21 protein-coding genes are annotated in these 25,145 nt (G+C 64.0%); 8 read left to right on the top strand and 13 right to left on the bottom strand.

What is annotated here, in order from left to right; all coding sequences use genetic code 11:
• Positions 1–122: 122 nt before the first annotated feature.
• The 5 genes from BLT60_RS19215 to BLT60_RS19195 form a co-directional block, all read right to left on the bottom strand.
• The gene (locus tag BLT60_RS19215) at positions 123–1,130 is read right to left on the bottom strand and encodes a substrate-binding domain-containing protein (protein WP_090879020.1); all 1,008 of its coding nucleotides are present in this window, start codon (positions 1,128–1,130) and stop codon (positions 123–125) included.
• Between the two features lie 87 nt (positions 1,131–1,217).
• Entirely contained in the window at positions 1,218–2,201 is a 984-nt protein-coding gene (locus tag BLT60_RS19210) for an ABC transporter permease (protein WP_090879018.1), read from the bottom strand.
• Complete coding sequence (locus tag BLT60_RS19205; protein ID WP_090879016.1) at positions 2,198–3,226, bottom strand: ABC transporter permease; 1,029 nt, start codon at positions 3,224–3,226, stop codon at positions 2,198–2,200. Before BLT60_RS19205 ends, BLT60_RS19210 begins: the two co-directional genes overlap by 4 nt.
• Positions 3,216–4,742: a sugar ABC transporter ATP-binding protein gene (locus tag BLT60_RS19200; RefSeq protein WP_090879014.1), complete on the bottom strand. Its 1,527-nt coding sequence runs from the start codon at positions 4,740–4,742 to the stop codon at positions 3,216–3,218. The genes BLT60_RS19205 and BLT60_RS19200 overlap by 11 nt, the downstream gene beginning before the upstream one ends.
• A 4-nt stretch (positions 4,743–4,746) precedes the next feature.
• Positions 4,747–5,538: an SDR family NAD(P)-dependent oxidoreductase gene (locus tag BLT60_RS19195; RefSeq protein WP_090879012.1), complete on the bottom strand. Its 792-nt coding sequence runs from the start codon at positions 5,536–5,538 to the stop codon at positions 4,747–4,749.
• 182 nt (positions 5,539–5,720) lie between these two features.
• On the opposite strand from BLT60_RS19195, the gene BLT60_RS19190 reads away from it, so the two are divergent.
• On the top strand, positions 5,721–6,728 hold the full coding sequence (locus BLT60_RS19190) for a LacI family DNA-binding transcriptional regulator (protein ID WP_244521343.1): 1,008 nt from the start codon (positions 5,721–5,723) through the stop codon (positions 6,726–6,728).
• A 4-nt stretch (positions 6,729–6,732) separates the two neighbouring features.
• Here the strand turns inward: BLT60_RS19190 and BLT60_RS19185 are convergent, their stop codons facing one another.
• Positions 6,733–7,617 (bottom strand): sugar phosphate isomerase/epimerase family protein, encoded by an 885-nt coding sequence (locus BLT60_RS19185; RefSeq protein ID WP_090879008.1) that lies wholly within the window; start codon positions 7,615–7,617, stop codon positions 6,733–6,735.
• Positions 7,618–7,934: 317 nt separating this feature from the next.
• Between BLT60_RS19185 and BLT60_RS19180 the strand changes: the two genes are divergently transcribed.
• On the top strand, positions 7,935–8,432 hold the full coding sequence (locus BLT60_RS19180; protein WP_090879006.1) for a hypothetical protein: 498 nt from the start codon (positions 7,935–7,937) through the stop codon (positions 8,430–8,432).
• A gap of 144 nt (positions 8,433–8,576) precedes the next feature.
• Here the strand turns inward: BLT60_RS19180 and BLT60_RS19175 are convergent, their stop codons facing one another.
• The 5 genes from BLT60_RS19175 to BLT60_RS19155 form a co-directional block, all read right to left on the bottom strand.
• Positions 8,577–9,506, bottom strand: coding sequence for an aldo/keto reductase (locus BLT60_RS19175; RefSeq protein ID WP_090879005.1), 930 nt, complete (start codon positions 9,504–9,506; stop codon positions 8,577–8,579).
• A gap of 113 nt (positions 9,507–9,619) precedes the next feature.
• Positions 9,620–10,564 carry a sugar ABC transporter substrate-binding protein gene (locus BLT60_RS19170; protein ID WP_090879004.1) on the bottom strand — a complete coding sequence of 315 codons (945 nt, stop codon included), beginning with the start codon at positions 10,562–10,564 and terminating at the stop codon, positions 9,620–9,622.
• Positions 10,561–11,574, bottom strand: a complete 1,014-nt coding sequence (locus BLT60_RS19165) for an ABC transporter permease (protein ID WP_090879002.1) — start codon at positions 11,572–11,574, stop codon at positions 10,561–10,563. The genes BLT60_RS19170 and BLT60_RS19165 overlap by 4 nt, the downstream gene beginning before the upstream one ends.
• Positions 11,574–12,491, bottom strand: a complete 918-nt coding sequence (locus BLT60_RS19160) for an ABC transporter permease (protein ID WP_210185646.1) — start codon at positions 12,489–12,491, stop codon at positions 11,574–11,576. Before BLT60_RS19160 ends, BLT60_RS19165 begins: the two co-directional genes overlap by 1 nt.
• Positions 12,492–12,562: 71 nt before the next feature.
• Positions 12,563–14,071, bottom strand: a complete 1,509-nt coding sequence (locus tag BLT60_RS19155) for a sugar ABC transporter ATP-binding protein (RefSeq protein WP_090879316.1) — start codon at positions 14,069–14,071, stop codon at positions 12,563–12,565.
• A gap of 615 nt (positions 14,072–14,686) precedes the next feature.
• On the opposite strand from BLT60_RS19155, the gene BLT60_RS19150 reads away from it, so the two are divergent.
• From BLT60_RS19150 to BLT60_RS19140, 4 genes are all read left to right on the top strand, one after another.
• Positions 14,687–16,180 carry an FGGY-family carbohydrate kinase gene (locus BLT60_RS19150; protein WP_175478536.1) on the top strand — a complete coding sequence of 498 codons (1,494 nt, stop codon included), beginning with the start codon at positions 14,687–14,689 and terminating at the stop codon, positions 16,178–16,180.
• Between the two features lie 26 nt (positions 16,181–16,206).
• Entirely contained in the window at positions 16,207–16,407 is a 201-nt protein-coding gene (locus tag BLT60_RS24440) for a hypothetical protein (protein ID WP_175478535.1), read from the top strand.
• Positions 16,362–17,081 carry an SIS domain-containing protein gene (locus BLT60_RS19145; RefSeq protein WP_090878996.1) on the top strand — a complete coding sequence of 240 codons (720 nt, stop codon included), beginning with the start codon at positions 16,362–16,364 and terminating at the stop codon, positions 17,079–17,081. Before BLT60_RS24440 ends, BLT60_RS19145 begins: the two co-directional genes overlap by 46 nt.
• Positions 17,082–17,346: 265 nt before the next feature.
• Positions 17,347–18,360, top strand: coding sequence for a 2-hydroxyacid dehydrogenase (locus BLT60_RS19140; protein ID WP_090878994.1), 1,014 nt, complete (start codon positions 17,347–17,349; stop codon positions 18,358–18,360).
• Positions 18,361–18,450: 90 nt separating this feature from the next.
• Here the strand turns inward: BLT60_RS19140 and BLT60_RS19135 are convergent, their stop codons facing one another.
• Positions 18,451–19,707, bottom strand: coding sequence for an AGE family epimerase/isomerase (locus BLT60_RS19135; RefSeq protein ID WP_090878992.1), 1,257 nt, complete (start codon positions 19,705–19,707; stop codon positions 18,451–18,453).
• On the opposite strand from BLT60_RS19135, the gene BLT60_RS19130 reads away from it, so the two are divergent.
• Positions 19,685–21,004: a Bug family tripartite tricarboxylate transporter substrate binding protein gene (locus tag BLT60_RS19130; protein ID WP_090878990.1), complete on the top strand. Its 1,320-nt coding sequence runs from the start codon at positions 19,685–19,687 to the stop codon at positions 21,002–21,004. The two genes, BLT60_RS19135 and BLT60_RS19130, sit on opposite strands and share 23 nt — an antisense overlap.
• Before the next feature lie 24 nt (positions 21,005–21,028).
• On the opposite strand, the gene BLT60_RS19125 is transcribed toward BLT60_RS19130, so the two are convergent.
• Complete coding sequence (locus BLT60_RS19125) at positions 21,029–24,166, bottom strand: AMP-binding protein (protein WP_090878988.1); 3,138 nt, start codon at positions 24,164–24,166, stop codon at positions 21,029–21,031.
• Positions 24,167–24,585: 419 nt separating this feature from the next.
• On the opposite strand from BLT60_RS19125, the gene BLT60_RS19120 reads away from it, so the two are divergent.
• Positions 24,586–25,145, top strand: a 560-nt coding sequence (locus BLT60_RS19120) for an alpha/beta fold hydrolase (RefSeq protein WP_090878986.1), incomplete at its 3' end; no start/stop codon positions are given.

Genomic DNA, 25,145 nt, shown 5'->3' with positions numbered 1-25,145 from the left:
TCCGGAAGGTGTTTCTTGTTGAGGGACCGACCCCGGGACGCGACGGGAGTATCGCGACCCGGGATCGGCATGAGGGGCGGAACGAAAGCCCCCTGGAGAACCCGACTCAGGGTCCGGAACGATCAGAAGCCGGCGTCGTCAACGGTGTCCTTGGTGAACATCATCGGCTTGCCGTAGACGATCTCGCCGCCTTCACCGACGGTGTAGCTACCGGCCTTGCCCGCCTCGAAGGTCGTGCCGGGGGTCAGTTCAAGTTTGCCGGCAAGCTTGAGGTGGGTGACGTAAGTGGCGAGGTAGCCGAGCTCGTAGGGATTCCAGAGGGCGAAGCACTTCTGCGATCCGTCTTCCAGATAGCTCTTGATCGCGTCGGGAAGCGCGAAACCGGTCGAATAGACCTCTCCGGCCCGGCCGGCGGCGGCGATCGCGCGCGCACCCGCGGGAGCGCTCACGGCCGACGACGAGATGATGACCTTCAGGTTGGGATGCGCCTGCATCAGGTTGATGGCGACATCGTAGCTCTTCGCGTCATCGTCGTTCGCATACTGCGTGTCGACGACCGTGAAGACCTGATAGGTCGGGTCGGTCTCGATGTATTCCTTCATGAACTTGATGTGGGCCGAGTGGTTCGGCGAAGTCGGCGATGCCGCGACAAAAGCGACTTCCCCGCCTTCCGGCGCGTCGATCAGCGCGCAGTCCAGCATGGTCTTGGCGGCCTGCTTGTAGGACATCTGATTGACGAACATGTCGCGCGCATCTGCAGCAGCGTCAGCGTCGAATGTCGTCACCACGATACCCTGCTCCATGGCTTCCTTGAGCACCGGGGCGACCGCGTTGAGGTCGATCGCTGCAAGCAGGATCGCGTCGGGGCGCTGGGTCAGGAAGTTTTGCAGCGTCTCGACCTGCAGGGTAACGTCAGCGTGGTCCGCGCCGGCATAGACGAACTCGTCGCCGAGTTCCTCTGCAGCGGCCTCGCCGCCACGGGCCGCGGCTTCGAAATACGGAAAGCCGGTCCACTTCGGGGTCATCATGATCTTGAAGCCGGAATCCTCGGCCTGGGCCGTCGACGCGGCGCCAAGTCCGAGCGTGAGCGCGACTGCTGCCGCGGAAAGTAGTGCTGAGCGAATTTTCATCGTTTCCTCCTTGGACCGTCAGCCGACGGCCTGGTTGTTGAACCCAACAAAGATACGAAGCGAGTGCGTCTGTGGCGGACCTCCTTTCTAATTGCCGGCGTGGCCGGAAGACGCGAGCTGCTGACGCAACCGCGCGATGCCGCGAGCGATCAGGGGACGCAGAACGCCGATTATCAGCAGCGTGCCGAGGACAACCGTCTGGGTCGGGCCGGCCATGTTGGCCAGGCCCATGCCGTTGCGGATCGTACCGAGCAGGAAGAGAGCAAGGACAACGCCTACCATCGAGCCACGACCGCCGTTGATGTCGATGCCGCCCAGCACAACAGCCGTGACGACCAGCAGGATCGATCCGTCGGCGTTGTCGCCACGCGCCGAGCCGTATTGACCGATCCATACCAGCGACGCGATACCGGCGAGGCCGCCACCCAACGCGAAAGCCTGGGTCTTGAGGTTCGCGACGTCGATGCCGGCGATCCAGGCGGCCTCCTTGTTGTTGCCGACCGCGTAGCAGCGGCGGCCGAAGACGGTCTTGTGCATCAGGAAGATGACGCCGGCGGCCAGCGCGAGGAAGACCAGGAAGGAGACGGGAAGCGCGCCGAACAGCTTGGTCGAGCCGATGAAGGTGTAGCTGCTGTCGAACGAGGTGTAACCGTATTCAGACCCGACGATGAAGGCGAGGCCGCGATAGGCGCCCATCGTGCCAAGCGTGACCGCCAGCGACGGAAGCCTGAGCCGCGTGACCAGAACGCCATTGAACGCGCCGAGCGCCGCGCAGGCGAGGATGACCAGCGGCGTCGCCAGCCAGATCGCCATGCCGACCTCGGAGCACTTTGAAAAAAGCACCGCGCCAAATGCCAGGATCGAGGCAAGCGATATGTCGATCTCGCCGAGAACCACGACGACCGCGAGGCCAAGCGCCAGGATACCCGGATAGACGAACTGCCGAGTCGACAGGAGTATCTGGTCGACACTGAGATAGTAGGGCGAGAGGTTGGATGACCACGCCGCGGCGCACAGCGTGAGGACGATGAGAAGCAGTTCCCATTGGGGGATCCGGCGGAAGACGGTCATATCGTTCCCCTCCGTCGCGACTGCAGCGATTTGCGGATCTGCGCGCCAATGATCACGTCGGCTGTTGCAGCGCCGACGATGGCGCTGCCCTGGATGAACATCCGCCAGAACTCGGGTACGCGCAGCAGGACCAGGCCATTGTCGATCGTGGCGAGAACCACGGCGCCAAGCGCGGCGCCGGCCACCAGACCCGAACCGCCGGTAACGCTGACGCCGCCGACAACGGCGGCGGCAAGCGACGTCAGTTCCCAGCCCGACGCGAGGATGACCGTCACCGTGCCGACGCGCGCCGCATAGAGAAAACCGGCGAGTCCGCAAAGAACGCCGCAAATGACATAGGCGAGCAGGACGATCCGTTCTGTACGAAGGCCGAAATAGGCACTGGCGACCGGATTGGAGCCGACCGCGTAGATGCGCCGACCGACCGGGAAGAACCTCAGGAACGCGCCGAGAATGGCAACAACGACGACCGCCAGGATGACAAGAACCGGAAAACCGCCGACGCGCAGGTCGACGGTCTCAAGCATCCAGCGCGGCAGCATGTTGGAGGTGACTTCCTGGCCTCGCGCGTAGAGATAGGTGAGCCCGCGATAGATGGACATGGTGCCGAGGGTGGCGATCAGCGGCGATACCTTGCCGTAGGCGACCAGCAGCCCGTTCAACGCGCCAAGCATGCCGCCGATGATCATCGGCATGAGGATCAGAATCGGGCCAATGCCCTGATGCTGGGCGGCAAAGTCCGCGGTCAGATACGCCGCAAATCCCATGATCGAGCCAACCGAAACGTCGAGGTTCCGAGTGATCAGAACAACCGCCTGTGCGGCTGCGACGATCGACAGGATCGCCGCGTTCGAGACGATCGCGCTCAGGTTCTGTGCATTGAGGAATTGCGGCGAGAGGACCGCGAAGATCGCACCGAGGATCACGAGGAAGGCAACCACGCCGCTGACGCGAAGCTTCAACGCAAACCGACCGAAACTCCGGCGCGGCGCGGCCGCGGCGATCACGGCGTTCTCAGCCGACATTGACCGTCTCCCCCGTGCTTCGGGTGGCGGCCATCATGATCGTCTCCTGGGTGGCGGTCGCTGCCTCGATGTCATCGACGAGTTCGCCTTCGGCGATGACCAGGATGCGGTCGCTGATGGCGAGAACTTCCGGGAGGTCGGAAGAGATCACGAGGATGGCGAGGCCGGTGTCGGCAAGCCTGGCGATAATATGATGGACCTGCGCCTTCGAGCCGACGTCAATGCCGTGTGTCGGCTCGTCAAGGATCAGAACGCTGGGCTTCGTCGCCAGCCATCTGGCGAAAGCGACTTTCTGACGATTTCCACCGGAAAGCAGCGACACGATCTGGTCGATCCCCGTGGCGCGCACGTCGTAGGTGGCCAGGGCTTCCTCGGCGACAGCGCGTTGGGCCGCGGTGTCGAGCACCCCGAGACGGGCGAGTTCGCCGACGATCGGCAGGGTGACGTTGGCCATGATCGATTCCGCCATAATCAGGCCCTGGGCGTCACGGTCCTCCGGCAGATAGGCAAGGCCCAGCCCCAGCATCTGCCGCGGCGAACGCGGCTTGACGCGCTTGCCGTTGAGATAGACCTCGCCCCGCGACGGCGGCGTCATGCCGAAGCAGGATTGCGCGATTTCGGATCGGCCAGACCCGACGAGGCCCGCCATCCCGACGATCTCGCCAGCACGTATCGAGAAGGAGACATCGGAAAACTGGCCGGCGAGCCCGAGTCCTTCGACGCGCAAGGCCTCGGCACCGGCGTTGCCGGGCGTGCGCTGGGCGAAGAGGCTATCCAGCGGACGGCCAACCATCTTCTGGACGATATCGGCGCGGGTGACCTCGCTGACCGGATAAGTCCCGACATGCGCCCCATCGCGAAGGATCGTTACATCGTCAGCGATGAGGTCGAGTTCCTCAAGGCGATGAGTGATCAGCATCACCGACTTACCCTGATCGCGGAGATCGCGGACGATGCGGAAGAGCTTCTCGACCTCCGCCGGCGTCAGTGCCGATGTCGGCTCGTCGAGGATAAGCAGTTGCAGGTCGCTGATAATCGCCCGAGCGATCTCGACGAACTGGAATTCGGCAACCGACAGTCCGGCGGTCAGCGCATGGGGATCGAGCGACACGCCAAGTTCGTCAAAAGCGGCCTGCGACAGCGCATACATCTGCTTGCGGTCGAGCATGCCGAACCGACCGACCGGTGCGTTGCCCATGGTGATGTTCTCGGCAACATCGAGATGCGGAAAGAGCTTCGGATCCTGGTAGACGGCCGCGAGGCCGGCCCGGCGCGCGTCGACCGGATTGTGGAATCGAACCGGCTTGCCACCGAGAAACACCTTGCCATGGTCGGCGCCGATGATCCCGGTGACGATCTTGACCAAGGTCGACTTGCCGGCGCCATTCTCGCCGACCAGCGCATGAACGCGGCCCTTCGCGACTTCGAAGGAAACATCGGACAAGGCCCGGGATGAACCGTAGGTCTTGGTTATCCCTTCGACCCTGAGGGCGGGCGATGGCGACACATCGGTCACGACGCTACACCGTTTTCAGCATGCCGCCGTCGACGAAATAACTCGAGCCGACGCTGTAGGTCGCCTTGTTCGAGCAGAGGAACACAAAGAAATGTGCCATTTCCTCCGGCGTGGCGAAGCGCTTGATCGCCGCATATTCGTTGGCGACGCCCTGAAGATGGCCCTCCCAGTCGCCGCCGGAATCAGCGGTCAATTGCTTGGCGGTCTTGACCCAGTCGGGCGTGAGGACCAGGCCGGGGTTAACGCAGTTGACACGGATGTTGTCGCCGACCACCTCTGTCGCCAGCGTTTTTGAGAACATCATCAGCGCCGCCTTGGTGGTGTTGTAGATCGGCTCGTACCAGAGCGGCTGGACGGCGCAGATCGAGGCGTTGTGGAGAACCACGCCGCCGCCGCGCGTCTTCATCGACGGCACCAGTCCACGGGCGAGGCGCACCGCCGCCATGACGTGCAGATCAAAATAATATTGCCACTTGTCGTCCGGCGCTTCCTGGATGGTCTCGTTGGACCCGGTACCGGCGTTGTTGATGAGGATGTCGGCACCGCCGAACGCCTCCTCGGTCGCTGCGACCAGCGCTGAACAACCCTCGGCCGTCGCAACATCGCAAGCCACGCCGACGGCGCGGACGCCATGGACCTTGGCGACGCGGGCCGCCTCGTCCGCGACCCGGTCCGCCTGACGCGCCGCCAGGACCAGATGCGCGCCTTCGGCCGCCAGACCCTCGGCAACCGCGAGACCGATGCCAACGCTGCCGCCGGTAATCACGGCGACCTTGTCTTTAAGACCGAGATCCATGGTTCTCCCCCTGTCACGTCATCAATTAGCCGGTCCGGCCCCTCCCGACCGTTGTGACTAGCTAAGCATGACTAGCTAGTCACGATTTGCTTGCATGGTCAAGAGCGGGTATCTGGATGCCCCGGGCGGATGACCCTTCGCTCCGAAACTGGACAGCGAGATTACAATCTGGGGAGTGTGCCGTGCGGCGCTACGCATCTTCGACGGACGTTGCCCGCCTCGCCGGGGTCTCCCAATCGGCTGTCTCGCGCACCTACAGACCCGGCAGCAGCGTGTCTCCGGAAACACGGCAGAAAGTCCTGGCCGCGGCCGAGACGCTTGGCTACCGACCCAGCATGATCCCGCAGATCATGCTCGGCCACCGGTCCCGCCTCGTCGCGATCGTCATCGGCGGCATGTACAATCCATTCTATGCCGGGGTGCTCGAGGAATTCACGGTCAAGCTGCAGGCGATCGGGCATCAGGTGCTGCTCGTGCACGTCGACAGCGGCCACACCCTTGATGCGGTCATTCCGAGGTTGGCAAGCTACCGGGTGGACGCGATCGTCAGCGCGCTGGCGATCCTGTCGCCGAGGGCCGCGGACGAACTCGCCCGGTTCAAGATTCCGGTCATTACCTTCAACACACCGGTCAAGAACGAGTGGGTGTCCTCGGTCTCGTGTGACAATGAAGCAGCGGCCGTCACGCTCGCGGACCTGTTCGTTCAGCGTGGAGCAAAGTCCTTCGGCTACATCACCGGCCCGAGCGGCAGTCCGGCTCACGAAGAGCGCCTCGCAGGATTCCGGAAGGGCCTCGCCGAGCAGGGCGTGAACGACCTGAAGATCGCGACGGGAGATTTCCGCTACGAGGGAGGCTTTCGCGCGGCGCAGGAACTCGCCTCCGACAGGCACTCCATCCCCGACGCGATCTTCTGCGCCAACGACCTCATGGCGATGGGCGCCATCGATGCGATCCGGACGAAATTGGGCATGCGCGCGCCGGAGGATGTCATGGTAGCCGGCTTCGATAACATCCCCGAAGCCTCGTGGGCGGCGTATGATCTGACGACCTTCGCGCAGAACGCACCCTTGATGGTGGACAAGGCGCTGGAGATCGTGAAATCCACGACGGAGAAACACGCCTCCGCCGGGGAAATCCGGATCGTGATTCAGGCGACGCTCGTCGAGCGCGGCTCGACGCGCGCCGCCTGACCGCTCAGGGCGTACGAGCGATAGCCGCCTTGCGTCGTGCTTCCGCGTAGCGCGTTTCAATAAACGCCTTGGCGTGTCGGGCAACCTCGACATTGTCTTTCCAGGTGTTGCGCCAGATACCCGCGACGATCGACAGGTCCTTGTCGACGACCTCGGACGAAAACGACTCGAAGGCGGCGTCGTCCTGGTAGTCGATGGCAACCAGCGCATCGAAGATCGGCTCGAAGTCGATCGTTCCCGCACCGAGGAATCCGCGATTGCTTTCGCCGAAGTGAAAATAGCCGAGCTTGTCTCCGGCGGTCAGGATCGCCTGCGCGGGGTCGGCTTCCTCGATCTGCATGTGAAACGTGTCGAGGTGGAGATAGATGTTGTCGCTTCCCGCGTCACGGATGTAGGCGAGCCCCTGCGCCGTCGTGTTGAGCAGGTTCGACTCGAAGCGATTGACCACTTCCAGGTTGATGGTGACTCCGGCCGCCTTGGCCTTCTCTGCAATGGTCCGCATCACACCGACGCTGTTGGCGCGGCCCTTTTCCGTCGGCATGGTCAGAAACTTGCCGTGGGCCGAATAGAGAATGCCGCCAAGCTTCGCTCCGCCCAGATCGCGCGTCACGGCCACGGCTTCTCCGAGAATCTTCTCACCAAAACGCACGGCATCGTCGTCCTCGCTGGAGATGTCGCCGTTGAACGGAAGCCCCATCGTGACAACGATCTGCAATCCGGCGTCGCCCAAACGCTTGGCGAGCCAGTCGAGATCGAATTTTTTCGGGTCGAGACGTGGGAATTCGATCAACTCGTAACCGAGCGAATGCGTCTTCTCGATCGCCTCATCAAGCTCCTCTTTCGTCGATCCGCCGGTCCAGACGAAGCTGTGAATTCCCAGTCTTTTCATTGTTGTCTCCTCCGTGGGTAGCTAGTCAAATGACGGTATTAGAGAGCAGGCTCTACCCTCAAGTCTGGCTGTGGCCAAGCCTCTTAAATCAGGTCAACAGGCCCTTGAGTCTGTGCTGCAATATCGATTTTTGCGGAAGCGGATCCGCTTCCGCGGCAATGCTACCATCATTTTGTCAGAGCAAGATCGGCCATCGCGCTTCTCGGCGAGGCGGCGAGCATGTGGAGAATGAAGGCTCTGCGTCAGCGCCGCGAGACGTCAGCCAGAGCTGGTGGACGCGGCGGATGTCTCAGGCAATGATCCCGGGAGAAATGGGAATGAACATGCCGCACACCAAACTCGGCCTTGCGACGCTTGCCATCACGCTGGCTTCGACCAGCCTTTGCTCGGCGGCCCCGTGGAACACCGACAAGTTCGATACCGGGGTCATCGTCTCATACACGGCGACCCAGTCCGACGCCGCCGAGGACTATTACCTGGTGGTGCAGTGCATCGTGCCTGGTCGGTGGGACATCCATGTCGAGTCCCCGATCGACTGGGAAGACGACGCGTCCTATGCGCCCGACGTGCCGGCAATCTTCGGCATTGACGGCGTCGAGATCGGCAATGTGGCGTTTGTTTTCGATGACCGGTCCTTAACCGAGGGCATCGTCGCCTATGCCATGGGGCAGGAACTGCCGTTCGATGCGCTGCGGGACGCCCTGGCCTCGGCGTCGTCGGCGATCGACCTTGCCTATTTCGACAAGCGCATCAGCTTTTCCTCGGAGGGGTCAGCTGCCGCTATTCGGTACGTCAAGGATTCCTGCGGCGATTGACGCTGATCGCATTGCCGATGTCACTTCAATTCGCCCCCGCAGCTTCAGCGAACCGGACGGCGAAAGGCGCGCCGCGGCTTCAATACCAGGCCCAGCGCAGCTGCATTTCTGCCACGGAGGGGCGGCCGGCGCCGATCCCCGGACTCAATTGTTCTCCGGAAGTCCGCTGATCCATTGACGCTCGTCTTCCGCGGGACGGAGGGCGAGCAATTCAGCTAGAAGCCCGGCATCGATCGGCGTCGATACAGCGTCGACTGCCGACGCCAGATGCCGGCTCTTGCCGACACCGACCACGGTCGTCGCACATCCCGATTCCTGTATCGCATACTGGTTGGCGATGAAGGCCAGATCGACGCCGCGCTGCTTGCTGAGCGCGATCATTTTCGCGGCCGACTGTTGGATGGCGGCAGAGGCCGGGTGCTCGAAGAAACTGACATTCGATCCACCCGGGGACAGCAGACCCAGGGTCAAGGCGGCCGCATTGATCAACCCGACACCCCTCTCCTGCGCCAGGGTCTGCAGGTCGCCAATCGAGTTGTCGAGCAGGGTTCCGTGGGCATAGGTGAGGAGCACATCCAGATCGACGTCTGTCATCACGCGACGCATGGTCGCCAGCGGATAGCCGGTCATCCCGACATACCTGCATTTCCCCTCGTCGCGGAGTTGGGCCAGGGCGGCATAGCCCTCGTTCAGGACGCGCTCCAAAGGCACATGCTCGATGTCATGAAGCTGGAGGATATCGAGGTAGTCGGTGTTCATCAGCCGAAGGCTCGTCTCGACACTTTCCCGAACCCGCCTGGCGGAATAGTCGAAATCGGTCACCCCGTATCGGCCCGCCTTGGTTCCCAGGATGACCTTGTCGCGCTTGCCCGGCAGGGCCTTGCCAAGCCGGTACTCCGCGCTTCCATAGAAGGGCGACGTATCGATGAAGTTGATGCCGGAATCGATGGCCTCATCGACCAGCCGGAGGGCATCGCCCTCGTCCAGCGGCCCGAAGAGCTCCCCGAGCGAACCGGTGCCGAAGCTGACCGCCGAAATCTCGATGTCTGTGTTGCCGAGCTTGCGATACAGCATGTCCGTACGCTCCCTTAATCCCGAGTCATTCCGGGCATCTGCCCTTGTGTGGCGGGCGCCGACTCACACCCTCAGGTCTGGTCGGCGGCCGCCTTTTTTAGACCGCTCGTGGCTTAGAACGCCGGCTCGTAGTCGCCGATGTTGTCCTTGGTGACAACGGTGTTCTCAAGCGGAACCACCGCGTCGACCGTCTCGCCGGCCATCACCTTGGTAAGCGTCTCGATGGCGAGCCGACCGTTCTCGAACGGCGGCTGCATGATCGTGCTGCTCATCTGGCCTGCATTGATGGCGTCGAAGGCCATCTTCATGCCGCCGATGCCGAGGACGACCGGCTTGATGTCGAGACCGCTCTCCTCAAGCGCCTGGAGGAATCCAGCGGCCATCGCGTCGTCTTCCGCGTAGACGCCGTCGATCTGGTCACCGAACTTGGTGATCAGGTCGCGTGAAGCCACCAGCGCCTTCTGCTGGTCGAAGTCGGCATTCACCGTGGCGAGGACATTGATACCGTCGGGCTTGTCGGCGAGGAAGCCGTCCGTCCGCATGATGGTGGTGTTGTTGCCTGCCTGGCCAGCAAGGATGATGATGTCGCCCTCGCCGCCAAGGGCCTCACCCATCTGCTTGGCGCTGATCTGGCCCTGGCCGTATTTGTCCGCGCCGACGAAGGAGGCGATGAGCTTCATCGACTCTTCGCCCGCCGTGGTGTCGATCGCGACGACCGGGATGCCGGCCTGCTTCGCCTTGAGGAGGCCCGGCAGGTAGCTGTTCGCGTCGAGCGGCCACAGCAGGATGCCGTCGACCTTGCGGGAAACGCAGCTGTTGAGCTGGTCCGCGCCGGTCTGCGGTGAGAACTCCTCGCTGACGATCGTCAGCTCCACGCCAGCCGCATCGGCGGCAGCCTGGGCGCCCTCGTTGGTGGGCGTCACGTAGAAATGGGAGTTGGCAGCCGTGATGTAGCAGATCGACTTGCCCTCGACGCTGGCGGCGGCGGCAGGACCGGCAACCGCGACAGCAAGAGCGGACAGCGCCGCCCCGATCAGAAAGTTCCGACGGATGGTCATGAAGTTCCTCCTTGTTGTGTTTGCTTAGCTACCGCGGCGCTTCTCAGCGTGCGGGTCGTCTTTCCCTCATCGCCGCCCGCTATCCGGTCGAGCGTAATGAGCAGAATCAGGATCAGGCCCGTATAGACAGCCTGCGTGTAGGACGGGACGCCGTTGTATTCGGACAGCGTCGTGAGCGCGCCAAGGGCAACCACGCCGCCAAGCGTCGCGAGCGAGGAGCCGCGCCCGCCCTCGAGCCGGGTGCCGCCGATGACGACCGCCGTGATGGCGGGGATCAGCAACACCGAGCCGGCAATGGGGGATCCGGTGGCGCTGCTCAGCGCCTGGATCACCCCGGCCGCGCCGGCGCAGAAGCCCGAAAGCACGAACACCCCGGCGATGTAGCCGTTGACGTTGATGCCGGCGGAGATTGCGGCCGGCATGCTGCTGCCGACCGCATAGAGATTGCGCCCACTCGGTGTCCCCTTGAGCCAGACGAACATGAGCAGGGCCGCGCCGATGAACAGGACGGACCTCGGCGTGAGGATGGCGAGGAAATTATCCGTCAGGAAAAGGCCGAAGAGCGGATCCGCCGAGCTGGCGGGCTGGCCGTTCGAGATCAGGAGAGCGAGCGATGCCCCTATCAGCAGGGTGGCGAGCGTCGCGACGAGCGACGTGACCTTGAACACCACGACGGCCAGCGCATTGACCACCCCCGCCAGGATACCGACGCCCAGTCCGATGAAAGCGGCAGGCACGTTGCCCAGGTCGGGCTGAAGGGCGATGGTGGCATAGGCGGCCAGCGACATGATCGAGCCAATCGACAGGTCGATCTGGCCGGCAATGAGGATGGGCGTTAAACCCAGGGCGAGGAAGCCCACGACCGCGGCCCGGTCGAGGATCGACTGAAGGGTGGTCAGGGTCAGGAAGTCGTCGAGCGTCCAACCGCCGAAGACCGCTACTGCCGCGAGCATCACGAGCAGGCGGTAGCGGACTACGACGTTGCCGATCGTCCCGATGTTCAATCGCATCACTCGGCACCCGTCCTGCGCCGAAGATAGGCATCGACCGCGACCACCAGGAGAATGATGGTTCCGGTCGCGAGCCCGGTCGACGGGGTCGGCAAGCCGATCAGCACGATGAGGTTGCTGATGAGCGCAAGGATGATCACGCCGCCGACCGTTCGAAGGATGCTGCCGCGCCCGCCGAAAAGGCTGGTGCCGCCGAGAACCACCGCCGAGATGGCGACGAACTCGTAGCCCGCCCCGATGATTGGCCGGGCCTGTCCGATGCTCAGCGCGATAAGCACGCCGCACATCCCGGAAAGCAAGCCGGTGAGCACGAATGCCGCCGCTCTGGTGAAGCGCACCGGGACGGCGCTGGCGGCGCTGGCCTCGTAGTTGCCGCCGACGGCGAAATTCCAGCGCCCGAAGGGGGTGCGCGACAGCACGATGTGCAGGATCAGGGCGACCACGAAGAAGGTCCACACGGCAACGGGCACGCCGAGGAGATTGCCGGCGACGAAGCTGCCAAACGCGCTGGGCTCCGAGTAGACGATGCCCCCGCCGACCAGCAACTGGCTGAGCCCGAGCAGGAGAAAGCCCGAGCCAAGGGTCACGATGATCGGATTGATGCGCACGTAGCCGATGAGCACCCCGTTCACCAGGCCGCCGAGGGAGGCGACGAGAATGCCGAGAAGCGCGGCCGCCACAGGCCCGACCAGCGTCTGCGCGCCGAGCGCCACCAGGGCGCCCATCGCCACATTGGCGGGGATCGAAAGGTCAGCGAGGCCCCCGCATACCGCGACGAAGGTGCTTCCGATCGCCGCAAGGCCAACCGCGGAATAGGCGTTGAGGATGTTGACGAGATTGCGGGCGGTGAGGAAGGAGGGCGATACGAAGCTGCCCAGAACCATCAACGCTACGATCGCCAGGGGGATACTGAGCACACTGAGCACCGAGCCCGCGGTAAGCGTGCCCGCAGGTGCTGGCCCAGGATTCGGATCGGACTTCACAAGGCTCATGCGTATACTTGACCGGTAGCAGCGCGCATCACGGATTCTTCGGTCGCGGACTGGCGGGGAATTTCGGCGACCATGCTGCCCTCGTGAAGCACGAAGATCCGGTCGCACACGGCAAGGAGTTCAGACAGCTCCGAACTGATCATCAGAACCGCTCCGCCGGATTCGGCGAACTCGCCGATGATCCGGTGGATGTCGGCCTTGGCTCCAACGTCGACGCCGCGCGTCGGTTCATCAAGGATCAGAACCTCCGGTTTCGCGAGCAGCCATTTCCCGAGAACCACCTTCTGCTGGTTGCCGCCGCTGAAGGTCCCCATCGGTCGCTCGATGCGGGGCGGGTTCAGGTTCAGCCGATCAGCAAACGCCTGCACGGTCGCCCTTTCGCGGCCGGCGAGGATGAGAAAGAACCGGGTGATCCGTCCGATCAGGGGAAGGGTGAAGTTCTCGCGTACCGGCAGATCGGGGACGATGCCCTCGCGCTTCCGATCCTCGGGAACGAGCGCAATCCCCGCTGACACACCCTCGCGCGGGCTCCGAATGCGCACCGCCTTGCCGCGTACCCTGATTTCCCCGCTCTCGGCGGGGTCAAGCCCGAAGATGGCCCGGGCCACTTCCGTCCGGCCCGAGCCGACAAGCCCCGCAAGGCCGACGATCTCGCCGGCGCGCACATCCAGCGTGATGTCCTCGAACTGATGGGCGCGGCCGAGCGAGGTGACGCTCAGCACCGGATCGCCGATGCTCAGATCGAGCTTGGGAAACATTTCCGTCAGATCGCGGCCCACCATGAGTCGCACCATCTCGTCCGGCGTGATGCCAGCGACGTCGCGCGTCTCGATGTTGCTTCCGTCTCGAAGCACGGTGACCCGGTCACCAATCTCCATGACCTCCTGAAGGCGGTGGCTGATATAGAGAATGGCAATTCCGGATTCACGCATCCTCTTGATGACGTTGAAGAGGATGCGCGTTTCCTTGTCGCCGAGCGATGACGTCGGCTCATCGAAGACGACGATGCTGGGGTTTCGGGAGACCACTTTTGCGATCTCGACGAGTTGCTGCTGGCTCAGCGACAGGTTGCCGACGCGGGTCCCGACATCGATGTCGGCATCCAGTTCCTTCAGGACCGCCTTGGCGTTTGCCGCGAGCGAACGATAATCGACGAACGGGCCGCGCCGGGGCATCGCGCCGAGGCTGATATTCTCGGCAACGGTCAGATCCGGAACGAGATTCAGTTCCTGGTAGATCATGCCGATTCCGAGATCGCGCGCCTCGCGCGGATTCATGACCCCGATGGGCGTGCCCATGACCTCGATCGACCCCCGGTCGGGGTGATAGAAGCCGGCGAGAATCTTCATGAGCGTGGACTTGCCCGCCCCGTTTTCTCCGACGATCGCATGAACCTCGCCCTTGCGTACCGTCAGGTTCACGCCGTCAAGAGCCTTCACCCCGGGGAAGGATTTTGAAATGGCGCTCATCTGGAGCGCGATGCCGTGATCCACGTCCTGAACCATCAGGCCGCCATCCACCGACGGTCGATATTGTAGAGGTTACGCATCGGCGCGACGCGAGAAATCCGGCTTGACCCAGGCAAGCAGGGGCGGCTGCATAGCTTTGCAGCCACGCATGACACCGGTGATCCGACGGTCAGGTCATGACCCTGGAATGCCCTCACAATCCCTCTCCCCGAGCAGGCCAAACCGTTTGCAGCAGAACGTTTAGTTTGTCAATTCGCGTCCGTTTCAGGCGCTGGAACGACTGCCAAAACGTTTCTCCCCCCAAAAAAACCGTTGGCCTTCGGGGCATGGCAGCCGATCGACAGGGTTGTTGGCGTCGCCCGGCCGCCCCGCTGATGGTTGTTGCCACGTCTGTGACGCACGCCGCTTCGAGGGTGGCTGTCACACAAGCTTGGTTAGAGGTCGTCATGAACGCGAGCGAGCCGCCGAGATTGCTGAAGACGATCGGCCAGTCGAGGACTCGCCGGCTTCCCGCTCCAGCAGGCGCACGCGACGCACGCGTTGACGGCGGCGGTCATCTCTGGCGAAAGTCGATCGACGCTTGCCGCCGCGCAGGCGATGTCGTCACGCCTCTCCCGCTGCAACCATCTCCTTCAGCCTTCGGACCACGTCATGACAGACCTTTTCATCGGACTCGACGCGGGATCGTCGGTTTGCAAGGCGGCGGTTTTCGATCGGACGGGGCGGATGATCGCAGTCCGGTCCGAGCGAACACCTCTTGCCAGATCAGAGTCTGGCCGTGTCGAGGCCGACCCTGCGGTAGCCTGGCGGGCCGCCTGCCGGGTGATCGCCGAGGCAAGCGCCGCCGCGGCCGGTGAGGGGCAGATCGCGGGAATTGGAATCGCCGGGGCGATGGTCGGCGCCTGGGTGGTTGGTCACGACGGCAACCCGGTTTTTCCCGGCATGAACTGGGAGGACAATCGCGCCCAGGGGCTTATCGATCGCATGACGGCGGCGCGACCGGATCTGTTCTCCGAGATCTTCAAGATATCCGGTGCGGCCATGCAGCAGGGCTGCACGTTGCCGCTCACCGCCGCGCTGCTGGAGCAGGAACCGGCGGCAATGGAACGCGCCAGGGCCGTGGTTTCCTACAAGGACTGGCTCCGGTTCAAACTCACAGGAGAGCTCGCCGCCGACAGCAGCGAAGCCGCGGTGGCACCGGGCGACGCCGTCACCCAGACGCGAAGCGATACGTTGATCGAGCTCTTCGGGCTGACGCCGCATGCGGACCTTTTCCCGAGAGTCCTGCCGTCGGCTGCGATCGCGGGACATGTGACCGCCGAGGCCGCGGCCGCGACAGGCCTGCCCGAGGGACTGCCGGTCGCAACCGGCTCAGGCGACGTCATCGCCAATGTGATCGGCGCCGGCGGACTCAGGCCTGGCGCCATCACAGGGCTTCTCGGCACCACATGCATCATGGGGCTGTGTACCGACCGGCCGGTCTTCGAACCACTCGATGTGGGAGTCCTCTTTTCGCTGCCTGAGCGTCACTGGTTCAGGGCGATGGTCAACGTCGCCGGGACGCTCAATCTCGACTGGGCGGCCGACCTGCTCTGCCCGGACATCGCCATGCAGCCGGACCTCTTCACCCGGCTGACCGCAATGGCCGAGTCGCAGCCGGTCGGCGCGCATGGTGTCGTCTACCTGCCTTACCTCAGCGAAAGCGGCATCATCGCACCGGTCAACGACGCCGCGGCGCGGGCCAGCTTCGCCGGGCTTTCGCCGATCCATGGCCGGGAGTCGCTTATCCGCAGTGTTTTCGAGGGCGTCGTGTTTTCGATCGCCGATCTCTGCGACCTTCTGTCGGCGCCAACCGACGCGCCGATCCTGCTGACCGGCGGCGGCGGCCGCAACGCCATCTGGTGTGCGATGATCGCGGAAGTGACGGGACGACAGGTCATCGTGCCGGAAGGCAGCGAGTTCGGCGCAAAAGGCGCGGCTTTCCTCGCCGCGACCGCGCTCGGCTCGTTCGCGACCGTCGTCGAAGCGTCAGCGGTCGCCGCAACCGGCGGACAGACATACGAGCCGCGCGGTAACGATAGGGAAGCCTGGCGCGCCGCCCGATCCCGCTACGCCGAGGCAAGGGATCGGATGCTCGATCTTTGACGGCTTCCGGGACGAGCGGTATAGCCGTGGCGCTGCCGCTCAGGCTCGCGGTCGGAGCGGCGGTTCTCGAAATTTTCCCAACGACGCGCGACACACACGGCCGCACGTTCCAACATGGTCGTTCGTTTTGTTGCCGCGACGTCTTCGTGATGAAGACGCGACTTGAACTGGAGACGAATGAATGGAAACCGCCGCCAGATACCTGGCTGATGTCGCGCGCCTTCTGACGGAGCCTGAAATGGTCGCTCAGCTCGGGCCGGCCGTTGAGGCAGTCGTCGCGTCCTGTCGTGCCGGTGGATTGACCTATGTCTTCGGCACCGGCCATTCGCATCTGCTCGGGCTGGACCTGCACTACCGGGCCGGCGGCCCTGCCTACACCGTTCCCGTGCTCGACGAAGAGCTGATGCTCCACAAGAGCGCGATCGCATCAGGCGAGCGCGAGCGGATGACCGGCGTGGCCGCGGACGTTCTCGACCGATATCCGATCGGTCCGAAGGACGTGCTGATCGTCATCTCCAACTCCGGCGTCAACGCGGTGCCGGTCGAGGCGGCGCAAATTGCCAGCGACGCCGGTGTGACAGTGATTGCCCTGACCTCGCGCGCCTATTCGCAGGCATCGGCCAAGGGCCGGCCGATCCTCGCCGAAATCGCGACGATCGTTCTCGACAACGGCCTGCCGCCCGGCGACGCGCTGGTCTCGCTACCCGGGACGGATTTGAAGGCCGGTCCGGGATCGACCGCGATCGGCGCCGCGCTCCTGCAGGCCCTGTTCGCCGAGGTCGCCAGCCAACTGGCAACCGATGGGCCTCCGCCCATTTTCCGCAGCTCGAACATGCCGGGCGCGGCGGAGAACAACCGGGACCTGGTGGAGCGGTACAAACCGCGCAACCCGCACCTGTAAACTGAAGAGCGCCGTCTGGGCTCTGGTCGTGAACCAGAAGTCGGGCGCGCCCGACAGGCGCGGTGTTATTGTCAGCTGGCCCGGGTTTCTTGACGAACGCCTTCGCCGCCCCGACCCGTCACAAACCTGCCGACGCCGGCTGATCTCGAATGCGCATCAAGCACGACCCGAGGCAGTTGCTCACTCAGCCAGGACAGCGGTTCCGCCAACTGCCCATCCCGGATAAGAGGGCCATAGCCGCGATCGGCTTTCAGGAGAAGTCCCCATGCGCGTCGCCGTCTTCAGCACCAAGCCGCACGATCGGCGATACCTGGAAAGAGCCAATGAAGATGGCGCCCATCGGCTGTCCTTCCTCGAACCCCGGCTGACCGCTGAGACGGCGTCGCTGGCAAAGGGTGCGGATGCGGTCTGCGTCTTCGTCAACGATACGGTGAGTGAGGAGGTCGTCGAGCAGCTGGGCAGTCAGGGCGTTCGCCTGCTTGCGTTGCGCTCTGCCGGCTTCAACCACGTCGATCTCGTCGCCGCCGAAGCGGCCGGCATCGCCGTTGGCCGGGTGCCGGCCTATTCGCCCCATGCCGTGGCCGAACATGCCGTTGCCCTTATCCTGACGCTGAACCGCAAGACTCACCGCGCCTACAACCGGGTGCGCGAGGGCAATTTCGTGCTCGACGGTTTGCTTGGCTTCGACCTCAACGGCAAGACGGTAGGCATCGTTGGTACCGGGCTGATCGGCGAAGTGGTGGCCCGGATCATGACCGGCTTCGGCTGCAGGGTGATCGCTCACGATCCCGCGCCGAACCCCACATGCGAGGCGCTGGGCGTCCACTATCTATCCGTTGAGCAACTCCTCTCGCAAAGCGATGTCATCTCACTGCATTGCCCTCTGACTCCCGCGACACATCAACTGATCGACGGGCCCGCGCTTGCCCGAATGAAGCGCGGCGCCATGCTGATCAATACGAGCCGCGGCGAAGTCATCGACACCCGCGCGGTCATTCGCGGCCTCAAGGACGGTACAATCGGAAGCCTCGGGCTCGACGTCTATGAGGAAGAGACCGACCTGTTCTTCGAGGACCTGTCGAACCGGATTATCCCGGACGATGTCTTTGCTCGCCTCCTGACTTTCCCCAACGTGCTGATCACTGGTCATCAGGCCTTCTTCACCGAGGAGGCGCTGGCCGCCATCGCGGAGACAACGATCGGCAACGTCACCGCCTTCGAGCGCGATGGACGTCCGCTCCACGAGGTCAAGACCCAGGCCGCGCGCCCGGCGGAATGATCTGCGTGTTGCACCGCGCCTTTATGAGCCTGGCCATAGCCGCGTGATCAGGGGTATGCCGCGGGCAGAAGGCAGGAACTCGCTCCTCGCCTATTGAGGATGCTGGGGCATCCCTGGAACTCTTGCATCAAGCTCGTTCACCAGCGCCCGGGTAAGGCTGCCCGTCGAGGGATAGAGCGGAATGAGGCAGGCCTGCAGGGCGTGGTAGATGTCGGCCTTGCCGGCAAACAGGGTGTGGCTCGGACGCATTTCCTCGTCGAGTTCCTCGTGCCAGCCGCCTCGCTCGTCGTCGATGAAGTGTCGCGCGATGACGTCCCAGATGTTGCGATACCATTGTTCATGGAAGGCGCTAGGTCTGTGATCGCATAGAAACGCTGCGGCGCCAGCACCCTCGGCGGCCGGCCACCAGAGCTTGAGCGGCAGGTCGGGGCTGTCATTCCAGTCGAGGTTGTAGAAGAACCCGCCCCTTGTTTCATCCCAGCCTATCGCGACTGCCTGCGCAAACAGCGCTTCTGCCGCAGCCGGCATCCAGTCCATCCGTTCGCCCCCGAGGGACCACAGTTGCAGTATGAGGCGCGACCACTCCAGCCAGTGGCCTGGCGTGGTGCCGGGAGGCCGGAACATCTGGTCGCCGCGATACGTCTTGTCGAGCTGCCAATTGTCGTCGAAGTGCTCCGCGACGCGGTAGCCGTTCTCCGCAGCGCGGCGACGAATGATCAGATCGGCGATGCGCTCGGCCTTGTCGAGATAGTGTCGCTCGGCGGTTGCCTCGAACGCCGCCATCAGGGCCTCGGTGAGGTGCATGTTGGAGTTCTGGCCGCGGTAAGGGGCAATCGGAGACCAGTCCGCGTTGAACTCCTCGGCGATGGCGCCGCTGCCCTCCTCCCAGAATTTCGTCTCGAGGATTTCCGTGACGTCGGCCAGCATCCTGTCGGCCAGTGGGTGTCCCACCAGCCTGGCGCTTGAGGCTGCGAGCAGAACGAAGGCGTGGCCGTATCCCTGCTTTCGGGAATCGCTCGGACCGTTGTCGTCGACCGCCCAGAAGTAGCCGCCATGATCGCTGTCCCGGTGCCGGTTCCACAGGAACTGCATGCCATGGTCGACAATGGGGTCGGAGCCCGGGCGCCCCAGCAGGCTGCCGATGGCGAAACAGTGGACCATTCGCGCGGTGCCGGGGATGCCGCGCACCGGGTTGTCTGTCGTTATCGGCCGTCCCGTCACGTCGAGATCGAAGAAGCCGCCGTCGGGATTGAAGCTGCGGTTCTGGAAGAAGCTGAAAAGATCATTGGCTTGATCACGCAGCCATTGCCGGTGGTATGGGCGCTTGCGCCAGGCTTCCAGGGACATCGCGGCTTTCCTAACCTTCAATTCCGGGTCTGCTTCGGTTGACGGTCCGGTCCGCAAGCAGTCTGGCCAGAAGCTGGTTCACCATCGCGTCGCTGTCAACGAACAGAGCTGCATCGAGGTTCTGCGCCCGCCTTTTTTCTTTTGGCTCAGACCGGTAGTCTCGGGCGACATTGGGACCATGCGGTGCGCAGGGTTCGTGCGGGAGATGCCAACGATGCCTGATTTGCCTGGAATGCCTAAGATTTCGGTTGGGGCGGCGACCCGTCCTGCCCGCTTGGCCGAAATTTGGATGGCAGCGGTCGTCGCCATCGCGATCACCTTCCTGCTTGGCCAGGCCACGGCGAAGGCGCAGGCGCCGGATTTCTCTGGCAAGACGGTTACGATCGTCGTCGGGTTCGGTCCGGGCGGCGGCTACGACACCTGGGCAAGGACAGTAGCCGACCATCTAGGAAGCCACCTTCCGGGTGAACCCACGGTCATCGTCGAAAACATGCCTGGTGGCGGCGGCAACCGCGCGAGCGTCTTTCTCGCGAGCGTTGCGCCGAAGGACGGAACAGTTATCTCCGTCTTCCCCCAGCCATTTCCGCTGGAGGGCCTGATCGGACGTCTTGGCGATAACGTCGCGCCGGAGGATTTCGGTTACATCGGCCGGCTGACGACCCACACCGCCACCTTGCTGATGTGGAACACCTCGCCGGTCAAGACGCTCGCCGATGCAATGTCCCGCGAGGCGCCGATCGCCACCCCCGGGATAGACGTCACCAATATCGTGGCGCGCATCGTGAACGAGCGCATGGGGACGCAGTTCAAGATCATCCAGGGTTACGAAGGCAGCTCGGAGATGGCGTTCGCACTCGAGCGGGAAGAGGTCGAGGGCATGTCGCAGTCCCTCGAGTCCCTTGTCGCGAAGCACCCCGACTGGCTGCCGGAAGGCAAGGTCAACGTCATCTGGCAGGTCGCCACCACCCGGAACGATCTGCTGCCGGACGTTCCGGCGGTGACCGAACTGCCGATCGACGGCGACGATGCCGCCCTGCTTCGCTTGCTCGCCAGCCTGGGGGATACGGGTCGACCGCTGGGCATGCCGCCCGGGGTGGCGCCCGAGGTGCTGCAGGTCTTCAGGGATGCTTTCGATGCGATGGTGCAGGATCCCGATTTCATAGCCGACGCCGTAAAGCGAGGGCTTCAGCTCGATACCGAACCGGGCGCCGCCGTCGCGGCAAGTGTCGCGGCGGCCATGAACACGCCCGAACCGACGGTCGACGCACTCAAGGCGCTTCTCGTCGCGGCACCATAACGGTGTTGGTGGTGAGCCGGCGGATCAATCGACGACGCCGGCACGATCGATCAGGCGACCGACTGGCTCGTCGGGATCGGCGGCGGCCGCATTCACGAAACGGGTTATGCGCTCAAGCATGTCGTGCATGCCACTCGCTCCGTAGATGCGCGGGTCGAAGTCCAGCGAACCGCCGATCTCCTCGTTTGTGTGGTTGAGGCGGATGACGATGACGCCATGAATGGGCAAATGCACACTCGGTCGCCGGACGATCTCGAGCGGCCCGGCTCGAAGTGGAGGCGTCGGCGTGGTCGTATGAACCCAGAAGAACAGGCTCGGCATTTTCACGCCCTCCGCCGCCAGCGCAGCGACGAGATCGTCGAATGGAACCTCGGCCGTCTCCCGGGCGGCCATCGTCTCGGCCCGGGTTCGCCTTATCTGGTCTCGGAAGGTGGCCGCTGGATCGCAACGAACGAACAGCGGTACAGTGTTGGCGAACGGTCCGAACACCCGCTGAAGAATACCGCGACGGCGAACGGTCATGATACTGCAGATGGCCACCGTCTGGCAGCCGGTCAGCGCCGAGAGAACGGGAGCGATTGCAGCGACGCGGGTCATGAAGTGGGTCGCTGCATGCTCGCGGCCAAGCGAATCGAGGCAGTCGATGGTCTGGGGCGGGAGGCCCCACGGGTGGGGCTCGTGCCTGCTCAACGATGGATCGTCGCCCTTCCTCCAGTAGCGGCGGAGCGAGTCGATGCGCGGTAGCGGGCCCGCCTCGATCGACCGCCGGCATCGTTCGACAACGGCGCGAACCCGCTCGGCCGAGTGACGCTCGCGCTGCCAGCTCGCATAGTCGCCAAACTGGATCGGCAGGGGATCGAGACTGGCTGGTCGTCTCTCGACCTCGGCCGCGTAGTATTCCGCCAAGTCGCTGCCGAAGATATTCCAGGAAAAGGCATCGGTCACGATGTGATGCGCCGACATGACCAGGAGGTGGCGGTCGTCAGCGAGGCGGACCAGCAGGGCGCAAATCGGCGGCGCGGCCGTCAGGTCGAAGGGGGGGCCGGCCTCTTCGGCGATGGCAGTCGCCGCGGCCGAATCCGGGTCATCGGCGCGCGAACAGTCGATCCGCTGCAGGGGCAGCGGTTGGACAGGCTCGACGATCTGCATGGGTTCGCCGTCGCCGGCGACCTCGAAACGGGTGCGGAGGCTTTCGTGACGCGCGACGACACGATCAAGGGCCGACTGCAGGGCCCCTTCGTCCAGGCGACCCTGGATCTCAAAGAAGGTCGATTGCTCATGCCTGCGGCCATAGCCTTTGGACTGGGCCGCCCGCCAGAACGGAGCCTGAAGGGGCGAGAGTGGAAAACGGTCCCGCTTCGGGCGGGCCACAAGCAGAGGCTCGTCGGACTCCGATAGATCGTCCGCCGTTCGATCGATGATCGCCGCCATGTCACCGAGCGACGTGTTTTCGGCGAACAGGCTGATGGCTAACTGGACGCCGGTCTCCGCGTCTACGTCAGCTGCGATCACCGCACCGATCAGGGAATCGCCGCCAAGGTCAAGGAAGCCGGCCGTTCGGCCGACAGCGTCGAGGTCGAACGCTCGGGCCCACAGGCGCTCGAGCATGCGCTCGGTCCCCGTGATCGGGGGGACATGCTCTTCCGCGCCGGGCGGCTCGATCGCACGGAGAGCGTTCCGGTCCACCTTGCCGTTGGCGGTGCGGGGCAGAGCGTCGAGCACGACGAAATGGGACGGCACCAGGTTGCGCGGCATCATGGCGCGCGCCGCCGTTCGCGCACGCCGCGGCTCGAGCATCCCGCCCGGCCTCGGCACGATGCAGGCGATCAGGTAGGCCTCGCCGCCGGGCCTGTGCCTAACGACAGCGGCGGCTTCCAGGACGCCCGGAAGGCTCGCGAGGCCTCGTTCGACCTCGGCAAGGTCGGTGCGCTGGCCACGAATCTTGTGCGTCGAGTCTCGCCGGCCGGCCAGGACGATCAGCCCTTCGGCGTCGACAAACGCACGGTCCTCGCTGCGAAAGAGCCGCATGCCGTCGGGCAGGTCGATGAAGTGCCGCGCGGTCAGGGCCGGGTCCTTCCAGTAGCCGCCCGAAAGCGCCGGGGAGCGGACGCTGATCGTGCCGGTCGTACCCGAAGGACATTCCTCGCCATCCTCGTCGACGATGCGAACATCCAGGTCTCGCGGCGGGCGGCCGACCGGCAGGGGCCCGTCGCCAGTCGGATCGGCCGGTGACAGGATCTGGAAGGCGATCGTGCCGCCGACCTCTGAAGACCCCATGGCGTACACGACACGGGCGTTCGGGAAGTATCGGCGGCACGTCCTGATATCGTCCCAGGTTGCCGAGTCGGCGCTGATCTTGATCAGGCGAATGTCGGGGAACGCGTCCTGATCGTCGAGAGTCCGGACGAAATGACGAAGCAGCGACGACGCGGCCGGAAACACGGTAATCCGCTCAGCGACGAGCCATCTCGCGAGGCCGGTCACCCCCCGTTCCACCGCCGGAAACACGCAGACCGTCGCCCCGCCGAGCAGGGTGGTCCAAAGGGTATTGTTGCCCTGCGCGCCCCATAGGGAGGCCGGCAGCGCAATACGGTCGGCCGGAGCGACGCCCCAGATATCGAGATTGGCGCTGACGCTGCGCGCGACGGTGTCGTGCCGGAGGACGACCGCCTTCGGGCGTCCTGTCGAGCCGGAGGTGTATGTGAGGAAGGCCGGATCCGTGTCGGACAGGCGGACACCAGGGCCTCCGGTCGGCGGCGCTGCCGAAGAGGCGTCGATGCGCAGCACCTGTGTCCCTTCCGGGGCGAGCGCGTTGGCTCGGGGCGCACCAGCTTCATCCGTCGCGATCACCGCGGGTTCCGCATCAGCGATGAGTTGCTCAAGACGAGGCTGCGGATCGTTCGGGTTCAGGACGAGGACAACGCGCCCCGCCTTGAGTGCGGCGAGCATCGTGACGACGAGGCCGATGTCATGGGGAAGGAGCACCGCCAGCCGATCCCGGGGATGCCCGACTGCCGCGATCTGCCTCGCCACCCGACCGGCTCGTTCGTCCAGGGTCGCGTAGGTCCAGCTCTCTGGCCCTATGCGGATCGCCTCTTTCGCCGAGTGAGATCGGACAACTCTGCTGAACAGCTCGGGGATGGAGCCGTAGGCCTCCGACATGATCCGGTCCTGAGTGGTGGCAGATGTTTGCCGGAAGGGGCGATCAGCGCAGGCCAGCTATTGGTCAACGCCGGGTCGACGTCAAGCCGGTCGGAGTTGCATCGACTCGCCACGATGGCGGACATCCTCTCGCCGGGCGACCGATGTGCGTATTATGCGTTGACGGGCGCGTTCGCTCGCGATTCCTGCGACGACGTTGTGTCGCAGTTCACCACATCTTCAACGGGGACCGATCTTAAGGCCGGTCGATGGCTGAAGACGCCGAAACCACCTCCAACTTTGGCGGACCGGCTGCGGTGGAACCCTTTGAGGAACGACGCGTTGGAACTTGGAGATAGTTGTGTGGAATTGCGCGTCTTAGGGGGGATATGCGGTCAGACCTTCATAATGTGAATGTCAGCGGTGCTGGGTCGAAGCCGATGGTCTTCGCCCACGGCTTTGGCTGTGATCAGAACATGTGGCGGTTCGTGGCACCCGCATTCGAGGAGAGTTACAAGACAATCCTGTTCGATCATATCGGGGCCGGTAGTTCCGACTTGTCTGCTTACGATCCTGATCGATATGCCTCCATTGATGGCTATGCGGACGATGTCGTCGAATTGTGCCGGGAACTGGAGATTCAGGGAGGCGTCTTCGTCGGTCATTCCGTAAGTGCCATGATCGGCGCACTGGCCAGCCGCACGGCACCTGACCTTTTCGACGAACTCATCATGGTGGGGCCATCGCCGAGATACATCGACGACGACGGCTACACCGGCGGGTTCAGCGAGGCGCAGATCCACGAGTTGCTGGACTTTATGGACAACAACCACATGGGTTGGTCGCAGGCTATGGCGCCAGTCATTATGGCCAACCAGGACCGACCTGACCTCAGCGAAGAACTGACCAACAGCTTCTGCCGCACCGATCCGGAGATCGCAAAGCAATTTGCGCGCGCAACGTTTCTTTCGGACAATCGCCGCGACCTGCGGGATATCAA

The organism is Bauldia litoralis, from assembly GCF_900104485.1.
Taxonomy (GTDB): Bacteria; Pseudomonadota; Alphaproteobacteria; order Rhizobiales; family Kaistiaceae; genus Bauldia; species Bauldia litoralis.
This window is presented reverse-complemented; position numbering and strand designations above follow the sequence as displayed.